Source organism: Psychrobacter raelei, assembly GCF_022631235.3.
GTDB classification, from domain to species: domain Bacteria; phylum Pseudomonadota; class Gammaproteobacteria; order Pseudomonadales; family Moraxellaceae; genus Psychrobacter; species Psychrobacter raelei.
On sequence record NZ_CP093310.2, the window covers coordinates 2118872 to 2134983 of the forward strand.

At 44.7% G+C, this 16112-nt stretch carries 14 protein-coding genes and 2 tRNA genes; 9 read left to right on the forward strand and 7 right to left on the reverse strand.

Features of this window, described 5'->3' with window-relative positions; genetic code table 11:
* The first annotated feature begins 112 nt into the window (after positions 1–112).
* Positions 113–1219, forward strand: a complete 1107-nt coding sequence (locus MN210_RS08950) for an RNA-guided endonuclease InsQ/TnpB family protein (protein ID WP_338412083.1) — start codon at positions 113–115, stop codon at positions 1217–1219.
* Between the two features lie 39 nt (positions 1220–1258).
* On the opposite strand, the gene MN210_RS08955 is transcribed toward MN210_RS08950, so the two are convergent.
* The 4 genes from MN210_RS08955 to hemW form a co-directional block, all read right to left on the reverse strand.
* Complete coding sequence (locus MN210_RS08955; protein WP_155587044.1) at positions 1259–1945, reverse strand: TetR/AcrR family transcriptional regulator; 687 nt, start codon at positions 1943–1945, stop codon at positions 1259–1261.
* 199 nt (positions 1946–2144) lie between these two features.
* Positions 2145–3170 (reverse strand): endonuclease/exonuclease/phosphatase family protein, encoded by a 1026-nt coding sequence (locus tag MN210_RS08960; RefSeq protein ID WP_338412084.1) that lies wholly within the window; start codon positions 3168–3170, stop codon positions 2145–2147.
* A 136-nt stretch (positions 3171–3306) separates the two neighbouring features.
* Positions 3307–4896: a glycerol kinase GlpK gene (gene glpK, locus MN210_RS08965; protein ID WP_011960872.1), complete on the reverse strand. Its 1590-nt coding sequence runs from the start codon at positions 4894–4896 to the stop codon at positions 3307–3309.
* A 119-nt stretch (positions 4897–5015) separates the two neighbouring features.
* Positions 5016–6272: a radical SAM family heme chaperone HemW gene (gene hemW, locus MN210_RS08970; protein WP_338412085.1), complete on the reverse strand. Its 1257-nt coding sequence runs from the start codon at positions 6270–6272 to the stop codon at positions 5016–5018.
* A gap of 404 nt (positions 6273–6676) precedes the next feature.
* Here hemW and MN210_RS08975 point away from each other — a divergent pair, with 404 nt between their 5' ends.
* The 3 genes from MN210_RS08975 to accC all read left to right on the forward strand — a co-directional run bounded on the left by MN210_RS08975 (position 6677) and on the right by accC (position 10016).
* Positions 6677–8047, forward strand: a complete 1371-nt coding sequence (locus tag MN210_RS08975; protein ID WP_011960874.1) for an MATE family efflux transporter — start codon at positions 6677–6679, stop codon at positions 8045–8047.
* Positions 8048–8231: 184 nt separating this feature from the next.
* Complete coding sequence (gene accB, locus MN210_RS08980; RefSeq protein ID WP_011960875.1) at positions 8232–8651, forward strand: acetyl-CoA carboxylase biotin carboxyl carrier protein; 420 nt, start codon at positions 8232–8234, stop codon at positions 8649–8651.
* A 15-nt stretch (positions 8652–8666) separates the two neighbouring features.
* A complete protein-coding gene (gene accC / locus MN210_RS08985) occupies positions 8667–10016 on the forward strand; it encodes an acetyl-CoA carboxylase biotin carboxylase subunit (RefSeq protein WP_110816777.1) in 1350 nt (449 codons plus the stop codon).
* A gap of 101 nt (positions 10017–10117) precedes the next feature.
* On the opposite strand, the gene MN210_RS08990 is transcribed toward accC, so the two are convergent.
* A complete protein-coding gene (locus tag MN210_RS08990) occupies positions 10118–11353 on the reverse strand; it encodes an argininosuccinate synthase (RefSeq protein WP_241878322.1) in 1236 nt (411 codons plus the stop codon).
* 534 nt (positions 11354–11887) lie between these two features.
* On the opposite strand from MN210_RS08990, the gene pyrC reads away from it, so the two are divergent.
* The 5 genes from pyrC to MN210_RS09015 all read left to right on the forward strand — a co-directional run bounded on the left by pyrC (position 11888) and on the right by MN210_RS09015 (position 14721).
* A complete protein-coding gene (gene pyrC / locus MN210_RS08995) occupies positions 11888–13009 on the forward strand; it encodes a dihydroorotase (protein ID WP_241878323.1) in 1122 nt (373 codons plus the stop codon).
* Between the two features lie 229 nt (positions 13010–13238).
* Positions 13239–13907 (forward strand): ribonuclease T, encoded by a 669-nt coding sequence (rnt, locus tag MN210_RS09000; RefSeq protein ID WP_049751092.1) that lies wholly within the window; start codon positions 13239–13241, stop codon positions 13905–13907.
* A 95-nt stretch (positions 13908–14002) separates the two neighbouring features.
* Positions 14003–14227: a hypothetical protein gene (locus MN210_RS09005; protein ID WP_150097896.1), complete on the forward strand. Its 225-nt coding sequence runs from the start codon at positions 14003–14005 to the stop codon at positions 14225–14227.
* A gap of 98 nt (positions 14228–14325) precedes the next feature.
* A tRNA-Glu gene (locus MN210_RS09010) sits at positions 14326–14401 on the forward strand.
* Positions 14402–14645: 244 nt separating this feature from the next.
* Positions 14646–14721 (forward strand) — tRNA-Glu (locus tag MN210_RS09015).
* A 134-nt stretch (positions 14722–14855) separates the two neighbouring features.
* Here the strand turns inward: MN210_RS09015 and ispD are convergent.
* Entirely contained in the window at positions 14856–15617 is a 762-nt protein-coding gene (gene ispD, locus MN210_RS09020) for a 2-C-methyl-D-erythritol 4-phosphate cytidylyltransferase (protein WP_338412086.1), read from the reverse strand.
* Positions 15618–15628: 11 nt separating this feature from the next.
* Positions 15629–15982, reverse strand: a complete 354-nt coding sequence (locus tag MN210_RS09025; protein ID WP_011960881.1) for a septum formation initiator family protein — start codon at positions 15980–15982, stop codon at positions 15629–15631.
* Positions 15983–16112: the final 130 nt, after the last annotated feature.

Below are 16112 nucleotides of genomic sequence, written 5' to 3' on the forward strand. Positions count from 1 at the left end.
ACCGGTCGCCGTAAAACCACCCACTTCAGGGGGTGGATATAATGCGACACACACTGTCGTGATTAGTACTTAAAGTATTGCAAGTTAAAATTAACCTCGCCATACTAACCCTATGAAAACCCTCAAGCTACGCATCAAAGACAAACATGCAAACCAGCTAAACAAACTAGCTGGGAGTGTTAACTATGCGTGGAACTATGTTAATGCGTTAAGCTTTGAGCATTTAAGACGCACAGGTAAGTACTTTTGGGCCTATGATTTAAGCCAATACACCAAAGGCAGTGGAGAGTATTTAGGCTTGCACTCGCAAACTTTGCAAGCCATCAACGAAACTCATGCCAAATCTCGTAAGCAGTTTAAAAAAGCCAAACTTAATTGGCGAACCAACCAACCCGATGCCAAACGAAAAAGCTTAGGTTGGATACCTTTTAAAAAGTCTGCTATCAAGTATCTACATACAAGACAGACAGGCAAAAAGGCACTGAAATCAACCATACAGCTATCGCTCTGTAAAGGTCAAAAGGTAATCATAGACGTATTCGATAGCTACAATTTGTCTTTGTATCAAATCAATACGCTTGAGATAGTGCAAGACAGCCGTAATCGCTGGTATGCCTGTATTACCGTCAAAGACTATCCTAGACAAGCAAGTGGCAAAGGCAGCGTTGGTATTGACTTAGGCTTAAAGCAGTCTGCTACCACCTCAAACGGTGACAAGCTGACAATCAAGCAAACGCAAAAGTGGGCGAAAAAGCTCGCTGTTGCTCAACGAGCAAACAATAAAAGCCGGGTAAAGGCAATCCACGCCAAAATCAAAAACACAAGATTAGACTTAATTCATAAATTCACCACCAAGTTAGTGCAGAGCAATGCTTTAATTGTGGTTGGTGATGTTAAATCACGCTCATTCACTAATTCGATGACCAACCTAGCTAAATCAACATACGATGCAGGATGGTTTGAACTCAAAAGACAACTGGAATATAAATGCAAGTATGCAGGTTGTCAGTTTGAGATAGTGAATGAGAGTTACACTACCCAAACCTGTTCGCACTGCCTTAAAATAAGTGATAGTAGTCCAAAAGGTAGAGCAGGTCTTGGAATAAGAGGATGGAGGTGTGCTGAGTGTGGCACATGGCATGATAGAGATATCAATGCTGCTAAGAACATCCTTGCGGTCGGGCTTGACCGTCTAGTTGTAGGAATCCCCTCACTTTAGCGAGGGGAGGAAGTCAAAGCATTATATCAATCAAGACAGCTATCTGCGTGGCAAATGCTCAGGTAAGTAACAGCGTAAATAAGCCACTGAAGCCTTTATCGTTTCCTCACACATCTCAGCCGTGATTTCATCAAATTGCTTAAATGATAAGGAAAATATGCTATGAATAATGCCATAAACGATTAAGAACAAGTCATCTATATCCTCAAAACTAGACATATCATAATAGTCTGATAATTTGCCCACAATCATACCGACCATGTTGATATCGATTCGTTCATCATAATCATGGTCCTGAAACTCAGGGGCATTTGCTCCGTACATCAGTTTGTTCTTAGTCACATCGTTATTAAACACTTGCCCTGACTGTCTAATAACTTGAGCCAAATAGTCTTCCCAGCGCTTGAAATCATGCACTTCTATTTTTTCTAAGGCCTTGAAGGTTTCTATATAGCTTAAGAACCTTAGGGCCAAAAAGATAGATTCTACATTCGGAAAAAAGTGGTAAGCCGAAGCACGAGGGATGCCGGCTTTTTCACAAACATCGGCTAAGCTGATGTCCTGAATATCACGTGTTTCACTCAATTTTTTTGCTGCCATTAGCAGTTTTTGCCGGCGTGCCCGACCTTGCTTGCTGGTGTGCTTAAATTTATTTGGCACGATATTTTTTGCCAATTCAGAGTCAACGAGGACATCTTTAATCAAGTCGCTACTTCTTTCTGTCATAACACGCTCTAAGTCTCTTGGTAGGTGAATAAGACCACTAATCTCTCATTGTGTATTTTATTGTAACACCCCAGTAAATATAGGGTTATGCTATTTATACTCACACAAATGCCTACTATGACTTATTAAGCATAACGTTAATAATACGACATGAGGATCTATTCCACTGTTGCTAACTATTTACAGCTATTTATTGTTGTTAAAGCAGTTTTATTTTTGCACGTACAATACCGTGGTCAGAATACCTGTCTTGATAGTCTTGCTTGAGATGATCATTAAAGTAATCAACTCGCTCCACCTCACCCAGTGAAAACTTACCATCGACCAAAAACTCCTCTGAGACAAACAGCTGGTCGATTACCTCTGGCATGCCTTGGTATAGATGTGTATAAGCCACATCCCGCATCCAGCCATAACTGGTCTGTACGCGTGCCGCATCAAACAAAGCCACATCACGCATACTCTTATCATAAATCACTTCGCTGGTCTCAGCCAGTAGCTGAGTAGTCACACTATCAGTCACATCATTCATATCACCCAACAAAATGAGGGGATGACGAGTATTGTGCAGCTTATCAATCATAAATAATCTAAGTGCGGCTGCCTCTGCTGCACGCATGCATAAGCTTCTAAGCTTAGCCCGTACTCGCAGCAAGGGGTCATTGTAATCCTCAACTCGCCCGCCCGCTTCATCACGGATATACTGTGGACGCTTACTTTTTAGATGAGCAGTAATGACCGTAATCGGTTGACCGTAGACGTCTAAAGTCACGACCAAAGGTGGACGATTGAAGCTTTTATACAAGCCTTGGTCAGGAATATCCACCACAGCCAAAGGATCAAAATCGGTGAGCAATTGCCAGTCAATCACGTTGAATTTGGAAATAATACCCAGTGCAGGTGTGTCCTGTGCCCCTTTGCCTTGGGTTAATTGGCTCGAGGGCTCATTACTTGCCATGGGCGCCAGCACTTGTGACGGCTCAAATCCTAATTTTACTGCCAAGTCTTGTAATGCCTTTTCGTCCCACACTTCTTGAAATGCATAAATATCTGCTTTGGCATTTCGTAATAACTGATGCAATCCATTAAGCTTACGCTGATACTCACTCTGACTATAGGCGCCCATATTAGCGTAATAAGTGCGATTGGGCAGGGCAAAATTAAGCAGATTGCTGGTGGCAATATAAAAACTTTTGTCTACTTTTTGGGTTTGATGCGGCGCCATACTTATTTTATCCTTTTTTTATTATTTCACTGCGTCACTTGTCGTAAGCGAGCTTTATTATGGGTTGTGGCCCTCCTCTTTTATAACATAACAGGGTGTAAGCCGTCTTGTGGTGCCCTGTAATATAAGTTGCAGATTATTGTAGAGTCTTGGTAATTGCTTTATGCCATTTATCCAGATGCGCCTCACGCTCATCAGCAGACATCATCGGCTCAAAGCTATGGTCTAAGTCCCAAGAGTCATCAATGGTGGTCTCATCATAAAGACCGGCTGTAATACCTGCCAGCAGCGCCACCCCTTTGGCGGTAATCTCAGTATCTTTGGGCCGTAATACTGGCACCCCAAGCATATCTGACTGAAACTGCATCAACAAATTATTATTAGCAGCACCGCCATCTACCCTTAACTCAGTCAATGGACTGGGGCTGTCTTTTTGCATGGCACTAAGCACGTCATACGTTTGAAAAGCAATGGATTCTAAAGCAGCTCGGGCAATATGTGCCTTAGTGGTACCACGGCTCATCCCTGAGATACTGGCGGTAATATCTGATCGCCAATAAGGGGCGCCAAGGCCGGTAAAAGCAGGCACTAAGACCACCTCTTCACTGCTCGCAACCTCTTTTGCCAACCGCTCAACATCTTCTGACTTGTTAAATAAACCTAAGTTGTCGCGCAGCCACTGCACAATGGCACCAGCCATAAATACCCCGCCCTCTAGCGCATAAGTTACCTCACGCTTGGCAGGGGTTAAGATACGCTGACCGGACTTAACCAGCTTAGATAATGAAGGATGCTCCATTTGATTGGTACGCAGCGCGGCAGTATCGACTCGGCGCTGCCAGCCCACTGTGGTCAACAACTGATGCTGGCTCAGCTGCACCTCACTACCAATATTCATTAGCATAAAGCAGCCGGTACCATAAGTATTTTTGGCCATACCTGTTGAGATACAGCCTTGACCAAACAGCGCTGCCTGCTGATCTCCCAATACCGCTTGAATTGGGATTTGCTTGGCAAACAGTCCTTTTTTTGTCTTGCCAAAGTCACCATCTGAGGGCAGCACTTTGGGTAAGATGTTTTTGTTAATACCAAATTTGGAGAGTAGCTCATTGGACCACTCAAGCTTATTGATATCGTACATCAAGGTGCGAGAAGCGTTGGTAATATCTATCACATGCTCACCACCCGTTAATTTAAACATAAGCCAACTGTCGATGGTGCCAACAGCCACTTCACCGCGCTGTGCTCTATCTTTTAGATTGGGGTGATTATCAAGCATCCATATAATTTTACTGGCGCTAAAATAAGGATCGAGACGCAGGCCGGTGATTGACTGCACGTACTGCTGCATGGTCATATCCTGCTTAGCTACACGCTGCTGCTGCATCTGCTGACACCAAGCATCAGAGCGCCTGTCTTGCCAAACAATGGCTGGGGCCAATGGATTGCCGGTACGCTTGTCCCAGATCACGATGGTTTCGCGCTGATTGGTAATCGCCAAACTGCTGATGTCTGTCGCCAGTAAGCCGGCTTGGTTGATGGCATCATGAGCACAGCTAATTTGAGTGTGCCAAATTTGCATAGCATCTTGCTCGACATACCCAAGCTTTGGGGTAAGCAGGGTGGTCGGCTTTTGTGATATCTTAATGGGCCGCGCCTGGTCATCATATATAATGGCACGACTCGAGGTGGTACCTTGATCCAATGCTAAAATGTAACCTGCCATGGGCTCTCTCCTAAGTATAATACTGGATGTCTAACTGTTATCCGCCAGACGCAACACATGTGTCTTGCTCATCATTTTATATAAATGGTAAAGCGAAAGGCACTATCTCATACATACCGCTACAAAAACGCTTGTAAAACCTGGTTAAGATAACGGCGCCCCAAAGCCGTCGGTTCGATCCAATCGGCTTTGGATACCAGTAAGCCTTGTTGCTTTAACTGGCGGATAATCGGCTCAATATCCATAGCGGCCAAGCCTGTTCTGGCTGTATACAGCGTTAAAGGCACACCTAAGCTTAAGCGCAGTACATTGAGCATAAACTCGCCGCTGAGCTCATCTGCGGCGATAGGGGCACAGCCTACCATTTTGGGATATTCCTCATAACTTAGATAGTCTTTGGGCAGCCGAGTCTTACTAAAGCGGTAGATGCCTGGCTGCGTGATCCCCAAGACCTCAATATCCTCCTTGATATCCGGCTGATCAAAGCTTTGTTGCCCGACAGTCACTTTGCCATGAGCACCGGCCCCAATCGCCAAATAATCTCCGAATTGCCAATAATTGATATTATGACGTGAGCCACTATCCGCCTCACTGACCCAAGCCGACACCTCATAATTGCGATAGCCAAGCTCAGTGAGCAGTGCACTACCCTGCTCTTCGATATCTGCCAATCTATCATCATCAGGCAATATCGGGGTATCTCGATAAAACACAGTATTAGGCTCAATGGTCAACTGATACCATGAGATGTGTGTCGCCCCTGCTTGATGCGCCATTTTAATATCGTACAAAGCTTCCTCAAGGGTTTGTTCTGGTAAACCATGCATAAGATCGATATTAATGCGTTTAAAACCGGCTTTTTTTGCCGCTTGCGTGGCACTTTGAGCTTGATTGGCACTGTGAATGCGTCCTAAAGCCGCAAGCTTACTATCCGAGAAGCTTTGTACCCCCATAGACAGCCGATTAATCCCCACTTCTAAATACTGCTCAAAGGGAGCATGCTCCAAGGTGCCTGGATTGGCCTCCATAGTGACTTCAATATCATCACTCATAGGCAGCACCTGCTTAAGGTGATCAAATAGGCGCCGATACTGAGTGATGGGCAGCAAAGATGGTGTCCCGCCCCCAATAAAGATAGAGCGAATGATTCGATTTTGCAGCAAAGGCAGCTGCGCATCGATATCCTTGATCAGCGCATCAACATAAAGCGCAAATAAATCACTGTCTATTAAATTACCTTGACGGTCTAAAGCTTTGGTGTCAACGCTTGGCAGAGTATGTGAATTAAAGTCGCAGTAAGGACACTTTTTGACACACCAAGGAATATGAATGTATAAAGCTAGTGGGATATCAGGAACATGAATTAAAGAGGACATAAAGATAAGGTCTTATACTCGCAGGCAGATAGTGGTATAGTCACGCCTTTATTGTTGTCAACAAGTCTCATTCTATAACTCACGCTTTGGGCCATAAAATGCAGCTGAGCTTCCAATAAAGGCAGTTAGCCATAAGACTCTTATTATACGTGCTCCTTGAGCAGATGATACAGTGATTGAGTGGCTGTCTTGATAATGAAGTACTCAGTGGTAAAATAGTACCCCACTCAAGCCACTTTACTGACTCAAAGTATTATCCAAGATGACCTGCCTTTTGGCAGGTTATTTATTTGCCTGATGTTAAAACTCTATATAAAAGGCGGCGCTGCATTGCTATCGCTATAAAAGCGTCTTCTTTTTGTCTCACTCTTTGGGCTGTCACCCTTATATTTAGAAGTTATGTTATGTTGTCTAATTTATCTTTTTCTGAGTTTAAACAGCACAGTTTACGCTTAGGCACCTTAGTTCTTCCCATCTTAATTACTCAGTTTTGTCAGGCAGCGTTAGGCGTGGTCGATGCGCTGATGGCCGGCGGCGTTTCTGCTCTAGACTTGGCAGCAGTGTCCATTGGCTCAGGTATTTGGCTGCCTTTGTTCTTGTTAGCCACAGGGACTTTGATTGCTACCACACCACTGATTGGCGAAAAGATGGGGGAAAAACTGCCCCATCACGTACCGCATATCACTCAGCAGTCCTTGTGGGCAGCATTATTTATTGGGGCCATTGGCCTAGTAGTGGTGTCCTTTACGCCTAATATTCTAGGCCCTATGGGCGTGCCGGCCGATATTCAGCCTAAGGCAGCGCAATATCTACGCTTCGTAGCTTGGGGCTTTCCTGCTATTGCCTGCTATGCGGTACTGCGCAGCTATTGTGAGGCGCTCGGTAGACCTGAGCCGGTCACTATTATCAGCTTAATTGGCTTATTTATTAATATTCCAATTAACTACATCTTTATCCACGGTTTATTTGGCATGCCAGAGCTTGGTGGCGCAGGCTGTGGTCTGGCTACCGCTTGTGTGCTGTGGATTAATGTCATCTTACTATCTATTTATTTGTTTTTCTCTAAGCACACAACCTTTGATGAGACCCGCTTCTTTTACAACTTCGCCAAACCTGATCGTCAGCAAATCGGTAAGCTGTTTCGCTTAGGTGTCCCCATTGGCATCTCGATATTTTTTGAGGCAAGTTTATTTAGTCTGGCCTCTATCGTAATTAGCCCCTTGGGTGCAGTGGCTGTGGCCTCTCACCAAGTAGCACTGGCGGTGACCTCACAGCTGTTTATGATTCCAATGTCAGTGGCGATGGGTCTTACCATTATGGTCTCTAATCGCTATGGCGAGAAAAACTGGCTGGCCTTACAGCAGGTGCAGCGTACGGGACTGATTTGGACCGTGGGTATCGCGTTGGTGAGTATGCTTGGGGTATGGTTGTTCCGTGAGAACTTAGCCGATGCCTTTACCGATAATCCGGCCGTAAAAGCACAAGCGATGTATTTATTGCTATTTGCCATTGCCTATCAATTGGTAGATGGATGGCAGGTCAACATAGCGGGTATCTTACGCGGTATGCAAGACACACAAGTGCCGATGTGGATCACTTTATTTTGTTATTGGCTGGTGGCTTTACCATTAGGAACCTATTTGGTTCGTTATACCGACACAGGTGCACAAGGATTTTGGATGGCATTGGTCACTGGCCTGAGTCTATCTTCGGTGTTATTGACATTAAGGCTAATTTATCGTCAGCGCCAAGTTTTAAGCATACCTGCGCGCTAGCCCTTTAAATATAAGGGCTGTATCAACCCGCTTTAAATACTTATAGACAAAAATATGTCTGAAAATTCACAAGATTGGTCACAATTTGTTAATTTTTGCAGAAATAAACGATTTGTGACTCTTCAGGCATGAAAAAATTTGTTACAATATAGTTTACATTATAAGAAAACCGGTAGGGAACCGTATGGAAATTCAGAAAATTCGTACGCTCATCGAGCTAATGGAAGAAAAAGACCTTGTTAATCTTGAGATTAAAACAGGCGATGACAGTGTTAGCTTAACTCGACACTATAATACTCCAATGCCCTCTATGATGGCGGCCAGTCCAACTTTTATGCCAGAATCGCAGCCTGAGGTGGTGCATTCAGGTAGTATTGAAACCTCACCTATGGTAGGCGTGTTTTATGCCGCACCAAGCCCAAATGATCCACCTTTTGTGACCCCTGGTCAAAAAGTTCAAGCTGGGGACACCTTGGGCATCATTGAAGCAATGAAAATTATGAACCCACTTGAGGCCACTCAAAGTGGTATCGTGGATGCCATCTTGGTGGAAAATGGTGATGTGGTTCAGTTTGGCCAACCCGTAATCCGTTATAGAAACTAATATATAGGCACCTTGATGATAAAAAAATTGCTTATCGCCAACCGTGGCGAAATTGCTTTACGCATCGTCCGTGCCTGCAAACAGCTGGGCATTAAAACGGTAGGGGTTTATTCTACTGCCGATGAGGATTTGATGCACTTACGGTTTGTGGATGAGGCCATCTGTATTGGAAAACCCAATGCCAACCAAAGCTACTTGAATATCAATGCGATTATTACTGCCGCAGAGATTACAGGCAGCGATGCCATTCATCCCGGCTACGGCTTCTTGGCAGAAAATGCTGAATTTGCAGAGAGCATTGAGGATGCGGGCATTATATTTGTCGGCCCCCATCCCGATCACATCCGCTTAATGGGCAATAAAGTCTCCGCCATTAATGCCATGAAACAGGCTGGGGTACCGACGGTGCCAGGTTCAGTGGGCACAGTCACTTTAAATAACGCTGAAGAGCAGGCGAAAAATATCGGCTTTCCATTGTTAATTAAAGCAGCTGCCGGTGGTGGTGGTCGAGGCATGCGCATTGTTGAGCGCTTCGATCAGCTTAATGAACAAGTACAAGCTGCCAAGCAAGAGGCAGAACTGTGGTTTGGTGATGACAGCGTCTATATGGAGCGTTATCTGCAAAATCCACGCCACATCGAAGTTCAAGTCTTGGGGGATGGCAATGGTAATGCTATTCACTTATATGACCGTGACTGCTCACTGCAGCGTCGTCATCAAAAAGTGTTAGAGGAAGCCCCTGCTCCAGATATCCCAGATGACATTCGTGAACCCATTTTACAGGCGTGTGTTAAGGCGTGTGAAACCATTGGCTATCGCGGTGCAGGCACGTTTGAATTCTTGTTTGAGGACGGTGAATTCTTCTTTATCGAGATGAACACCAGGGTTCAGGTAGAGCACCCAATTACTGAAATGGTCACCGGTGTGGATGTGGTGGTAGAACAGCTAAGAATTGCTGCAGGCTATGGCCTATCGTATCGTCAAAGCGATATCAGCGTTCATGGTCATGCTATTGAATGCCGTATAAATGCCGAGGACCCCAAGACCTTTGCCCCCTCACCTGGTAAGATTACTCAGTATTTCACGCCTAGTGGGGCCGGTGTGCGCTTTGACTCTCATTTGTACCCCAATTATGAGATTCCCTCGTACTATGACTCACTTATTGGCAAGCTTATCTGCCATGGTCAGACTCGAGAACAGGCCATTGCTAAGACGCTTCATGCCCTTGATGAGCTAATCATCGAAGGCATCAAGACCAACATTCCTATGCACCGTGATCTGATTTTAAAAGATCCCGATTTTGCCTCACGTGCCCAAAATATTCATTATTTAGAAAAATGTCTATTAATGCCAAAGGCTGAATAGCACAACATAGGCTGTTTGGTTACTTATATTAATGATATAACCATAAAAAAAGCAGAAGTGATATCACTTCTGCTTTTTTGGTGTTAACCGTCACTAATCGATTAAGACAAGTCACGACCACGGCTGGCTTCGATAGACAGACGCAGACCATTTAGGCGGATGAAGCCCTCTGCATCTTTTTGATCATACGCGCCTGCATCATCTTCAAAAGTCGCAATCTTCTCATCGAATAAAGAATAAGGAGACTTGCGGCCCACAACGCTGACATTACCTTTATATAGCTTAACGCGCACTGTACCGGTCACATATTCTTGCGACTTATCGATCAAGGCTTGTAGCATTTGACGCTCTGGGCTAAACCAGTAACCGTTATAAATGATTTTTGCATAACGAGGCATAAGCTCATCTTTTAAATGTGCCGCTTCACGGTCTAGGGTCAATGATTCCATACCACGGTGCGCTTTTAGCATAATGGTACCTGCTGGCGTCTCATAACAGCCGCGAGACTTCATACCCACGTAACGGTTTTCTACGATATCTAGGCGGCCAATACCATGCTTACCACCCAGCTCATTTAACTTAATCATTACCTCATAAGGCTCTAATTTTTCGCCATTGATGGCCACGATGTCGCCTTTTTCGTACTCAAGCTCTAGATATTCTGGTGTATCTGGTGCTTGCTCTGGGCTTACTGACCAGCGCCACATATCCTCTTCAGCTTCCGCATAAGGGTCTTCTAAGATATCGCCTTCATAAGAGATGTGCAGTAAGTTGGCATCCATTGAATAAGGAGATTTTTTCTTATTGGCGGCAAAGTCGATAGGAATGTTATGCTCTTTGGCATAGGCCATTAAGCTTTCACGGCTAGATAAATCCCACTCACGCCAAGGGGCAATCGTTTTTACATCAGGCGCCAGTGCAATGGCACCCAGCTCAAATCTCACCTGATCATTACCTTTACCGGTAGCACCATGGCTGATGGCATCGGCATTGTGCTCTTTGGCAATCTCAACCAAGCGCTTGGCAATTAAAGGACGTGCGATAGAAGTACCTAGCAGATATTCGCCTTCATAAATGGCATTGGCACGAAACATAGGGAACACATAGTCACGCGCAAACTCAGCTCGCAGATCTTCGATATGTATGTGCTTAATACCCATGGCTTCAGCCTTAGCACGAGCAGGCTCTACCTCTTCACCCTGGCCAATGTCTGCGGTAAATGTGATTACTTCTGCATCATAAGTATCTTGTAACCACTTGGCGATGATCGAAGTATCTAGACCGCCTGAGTATGCCAAAACAATTTTATTAATATTGTCTTTGTTTTCTATCGACATAATGCATCCTTTATTGAGTACGTTTTAAGTGAGTATTGATTAAATATTAAGTGCCTCTAGCACTTATAACGCTAAATCTAATCGCCAACCTTGGTATAAGCCAAATTTGCCCTTATCATCTAAGCCCGTAAAGCGTGGTCAGGCTTAAATCTGGCAGCTTATTGCTTTTATATCTGTTTAAATGACCGATTTTAAATCAGCAGCTCTACAACGCAAACTGCCTTAAACCACTGCGCCCATTCAACATTTCAGTTTACACTATTTAATTGAGCAACAAAAGCTGAGTGGCCCGTATTTACCACTTAATTCAAACAGCTTGGGGGCAATATTGCACATATTTGGTCATGGATAAATGTGCTGATGGCCGAATTTATCAGCAAAACCTGTTATCATTAGCCTATCAGATGCGGCTTGAAAACTGGCGTATAAAAACCTTACTGATTCGCTTAGGCCTATCAAAAGCCCAATGATGGCGACAAAGCCAAGTCAGGCCGCATGCTTACCTACCCTATTAAATAACGACGGCGATAACTTATGACTCATAATACTGCCCCCACCACTGCGGATACCTCTGACACTGCGGCTGCGACACAAGAGGTCCGTCACATTACGCTAACTCGCCCAGATGATTGGCACATCCACCTGCGTGATGGACTATCACTGAGTACCACAGTGGCCCATGCGGCGGCTAATTTTAGCCGAGTTATTTGTATGCCAAACCTTGTGCCACCCGTAAAAAATACTGAGCAAGCCTTGGCTTATCGCAGCCGTATCATGCAGGCATTGGCCCACGCGGATATCGATGACACTGCCAAACGCGCTTTTGATCCACGTATGACCTTATATTTAACCGACAGCACCACTGCCGAAGACATCAAGCAGGCCTCAGAGTCAGGCATGATTCAGGCCGTTAAGTTATATCCTGCAGGTGCTACGACTAACTCAGCCGATGGTGTCACCAACTTAGGCGGGCGCAGTGCAGTATTTGAAGCGATGCAAAAGTACAAACTGCCTTTATTAATCCATGGCGAGGTTACCGATGCACACGTCGACATCTTTGATCGTGAAAAGCAGTTTGTCGATACCACTTTGAGCAACTTGGTGCGTCAATTTCCTGAATTAAAAATTGTGGTTGAACACATTACCACAGGCGATGCAGCAGACTTTGTGCTGTCACAAAGTGCACTGGTGGCTGCCACCATTACCCCTCAACATTTGTTATTTAACCGAAACCATCTGCTGGTAGGCGGGGTAAAGCCGCATTTTTATTGTCTGCCAATCTTAAAGCGTCAGCAGCATCAGCAAGTACTGCTTGATGTGGCGACCAGTGGTAACCCTAAATTCTTCTTAGGTACAGACTCAGCGCCGCATGCCACCAATGCCAAAGAAAATGCTTGTGGCTGCGCAGGCTGCTATTCGGCATCTATTGCACTGCCTTTGTATGCGACCGCCTTTGATAGTGTTGGCAAAATTGATCGTTTAGAGGGATTTGCCTGCCATTTTGGTGCCCAGTTTTATGGCCTACCCCTCAATAACAGCACCATTACCTTAGTCAATGAGCCCATGACTGTGCCACAAAGCTACCCATATCTTGACACGCAAAGCCTGACGCCCTTAATGGCCGGTGAGACCCTACCTTGGTCTATCAAAAGCTAATAGATAAGAGAGTAGATGGCCTTATTTTTGAGTTGCTTAATTTTTTATTTACTTAATATGTGATTTTTGATTTATGACTGATTTAACTGTACTGGCAGATGATGAGCAAAATGGGTTGAACGATAATCAAGCAGAGCCCAGAACGTGTAGCAATACCTCCACCAATGAAAACAGCTCGGATGCCACCTCAGATCATGGCAATGGTCTAGCAAAGCAGCCGGTATTAAAGATGGTGGAGCGTTTTCGCAAATTTTTACCCGTGGTGGTGGATGTCGAAACCGCCGGCTTTAATGCGGCAACGGATGCGTTATTAGAGATTGCCTGTATCCCTATTGTGATGGATGATGAAGGCAAATTTGTCCCAGGTGAGCCGCTAAGCGCCCACCTAAATCCTTTTGAGGGTGCAAACTTAGAGCAGCGGGCATTAGATTTTACCGGTATTGATCCTAATAATCCGATGCGTAAAGCCATTGCGGAAGAAGAGCAGCCTGCGCTGCGCCGTATTTTTAAAGAGCTAAAAGCGGTACGAAAAGACAACGACTGTTTAAAATGTATTTTGGTGGGTCATAATGCTCACTTTGATCTGTCCTTTTTAAACGCCGCCATTGAGCGTACCAACAGCAAAAACCACAACCCTTTTCACCAGTTCTCTGTACTCGATACGGTGACTCTATCAGCGCTTGCCTTTGGTCAAACAGTATTGGCGCGCGCCTGTAGAGCGGCTGGTATTGAATTTGATGGCTCTGAAGCTCACTCAGCACTGTATGACACTCAAAAAACTGCAGAGCTTTTTTGCAAAATCTTAAACCATTATTCGATGATGCCCATTAGCTTACCTGAAGACAACACAACCGATGAGCAATCAGGAGTAGAGTTGGTTAATAAAGATGATGGTTAGAATGAGGGTAACTGATTCAATTCTATAACTGTCATGTGAAGACAGTGGCTGTAACGACTGTCTTACTTTAAGGCGATTACAGTTAAGGAATGACTATGCAATCAACTCAAATTATCTGGGTAACTATTGTCAGCTACATGCTCTTAGCAGTGACGATATCGTTCATCACCAGTTTATGGATAAGATATCATTTAAGACGTCCCACCGTGTTTCCACACTGCTTATTGACAGACAGACCGGTGCGCAGCACCTATTGCTTACTAACCGATAAGCCGATTGTGCGCTCTTTTTGTCTGCTTTCAGAAAGACCCGATAAATAATCATACTTTTTTTAAAAAACATGTTGACACATCGAGGTGATATCATTAGAATACGCTCCACTTCGACATTAACGGTGAAAGCGGTCGAAGTGGTCTGTGTCCCGTTCGTCTAGAGGCCTAGGACCCCGCCCTTTCACGGCGGTAACAGGGGTTCGAATCCCCTACGGGATACCACTATTTTGTGATATCTAGTAAGCATTATCCGGTTGATAAATGCTGACACCAAAAAGCCAAACTCGCAAGGGTTTGGCTTTTTTTATGGCTGTTATTGTGCCATCCAGTTGGCTCATTTTGATAACCTGTGATTGGTTTTGGTTTTTTTTGCTATTTTCAAAAAAACATGTTGACACATCGAGTTGATATCATTAAAATACGCCCCACTTCGACATTAATGGTGAAAGCGGTCGAAGTGGTCTGTGTCCCGTTCGTCTAGAGGCCTAGGACCCCGCCCTTTCACGGCGGTAACAGGGGTTCGAATCCCCTACGGGATACCACTATTTTGTGATATCTAGTAAGCATTATCCGATTGATAATACTTACACCAAAAAGCCAAACTCGAAAGAGTTTGGCTTTTTTTATGGCTGTTATTTTAATGGTTTTTAAGCGGTTGACTCATCGCTTTATTGGCCTAATGACTGGCCAATATACGCTCAATTAAGCTTAAATCTTCAGGATAAGTCAGTTTTATATTTTGATGGTTACCCTGTACAATCTGGATAGCATGCCCCATCAGCTCAAAAGCACTGGCTTCATCGGTAATCATCAAATCACGTTTGGCCACCTGCGTTAATACCTCGCGTAATTTGCCGGCACGGAACACTTGGGGGGTCTGAACCTGCCATAGCTGACTGCGGTCCACTGTGGCCTCAATACGGCCGTTTAAACCCACTTTTTTGATGGTATCAGCCACAGGTACGCCTAAGATAGCGCCAGAAGAGTGATTATGTGCAGCGGCAATCACAGCATCTATGTGCTGCGCCATGACACAAGGGCGAGCCGCATCATGAATTAAGATCAAATCTTCACAATCAGCGCCTGCTTCAAAAATGGCCTCCACCCCAGATTGGACAGATTGCCAACGCTCAGCGCCCCCTGTAGCAAAGGTGATGGGTAGACTAAAAGATAGGGTTTGTGCCACAGTGTCATCGGCGGCTATCACCAAAAACACCTCTGTTATATGCTCACTGCGACTAAGCGCCAATACGCTTTGTTGAAGAATGGTCTTGCCATGCACCGGCGTATATTGCTTGGCTATTGTAGAGCCAAACCGGCTCCCCTTTCCCGCAGCCACAATAAGGCCATACACTTTAGGCTTCTTAAGTGTAGCGTCACAGTAAGCGCTGGTTGAATCAGTTAAGGGGGTATCGAGATAAGCGTCAGATGCGGTCATTATCGAGCTGCCTAAGGAATACTTTCAATGGCGTCATCAGGGTTGATAGGCGGTGTGGGCTGAGTGGTATGGGTCACGGGTGCGGTAGATAACTGCACGAAGGTTTCGCCAGGCTTAATCAGGCCTAAGTCTAATCGTGCATGCTCTTCTACGGCTTCAAGACCATTTTTTAGGTCATTTACATCGGCCAGTAGTACCTTGTTCTCATCCACTTTTTGATCATTAAGCTGCTGCTGTACTTGTATATCTGCATGCAGTTTGTCTAATTCAGCGCGTCCACTTTTACCCAGCCAATATTGATATTGCAAACCCAGCAATACGGCCACTGCAATTAAAAACAACATGAATTGGCTAAAATATTTCATAGGACGACTTATGTTAATTCCAAAATAGTACGCATTAAGATAGCGACTATTGGCTAAAAAATAAAGAAAAGAGGGCTAAGGTTAATAAAAAAAACCATCCCAGCAATAATTGAAAAACACCAAACAACCA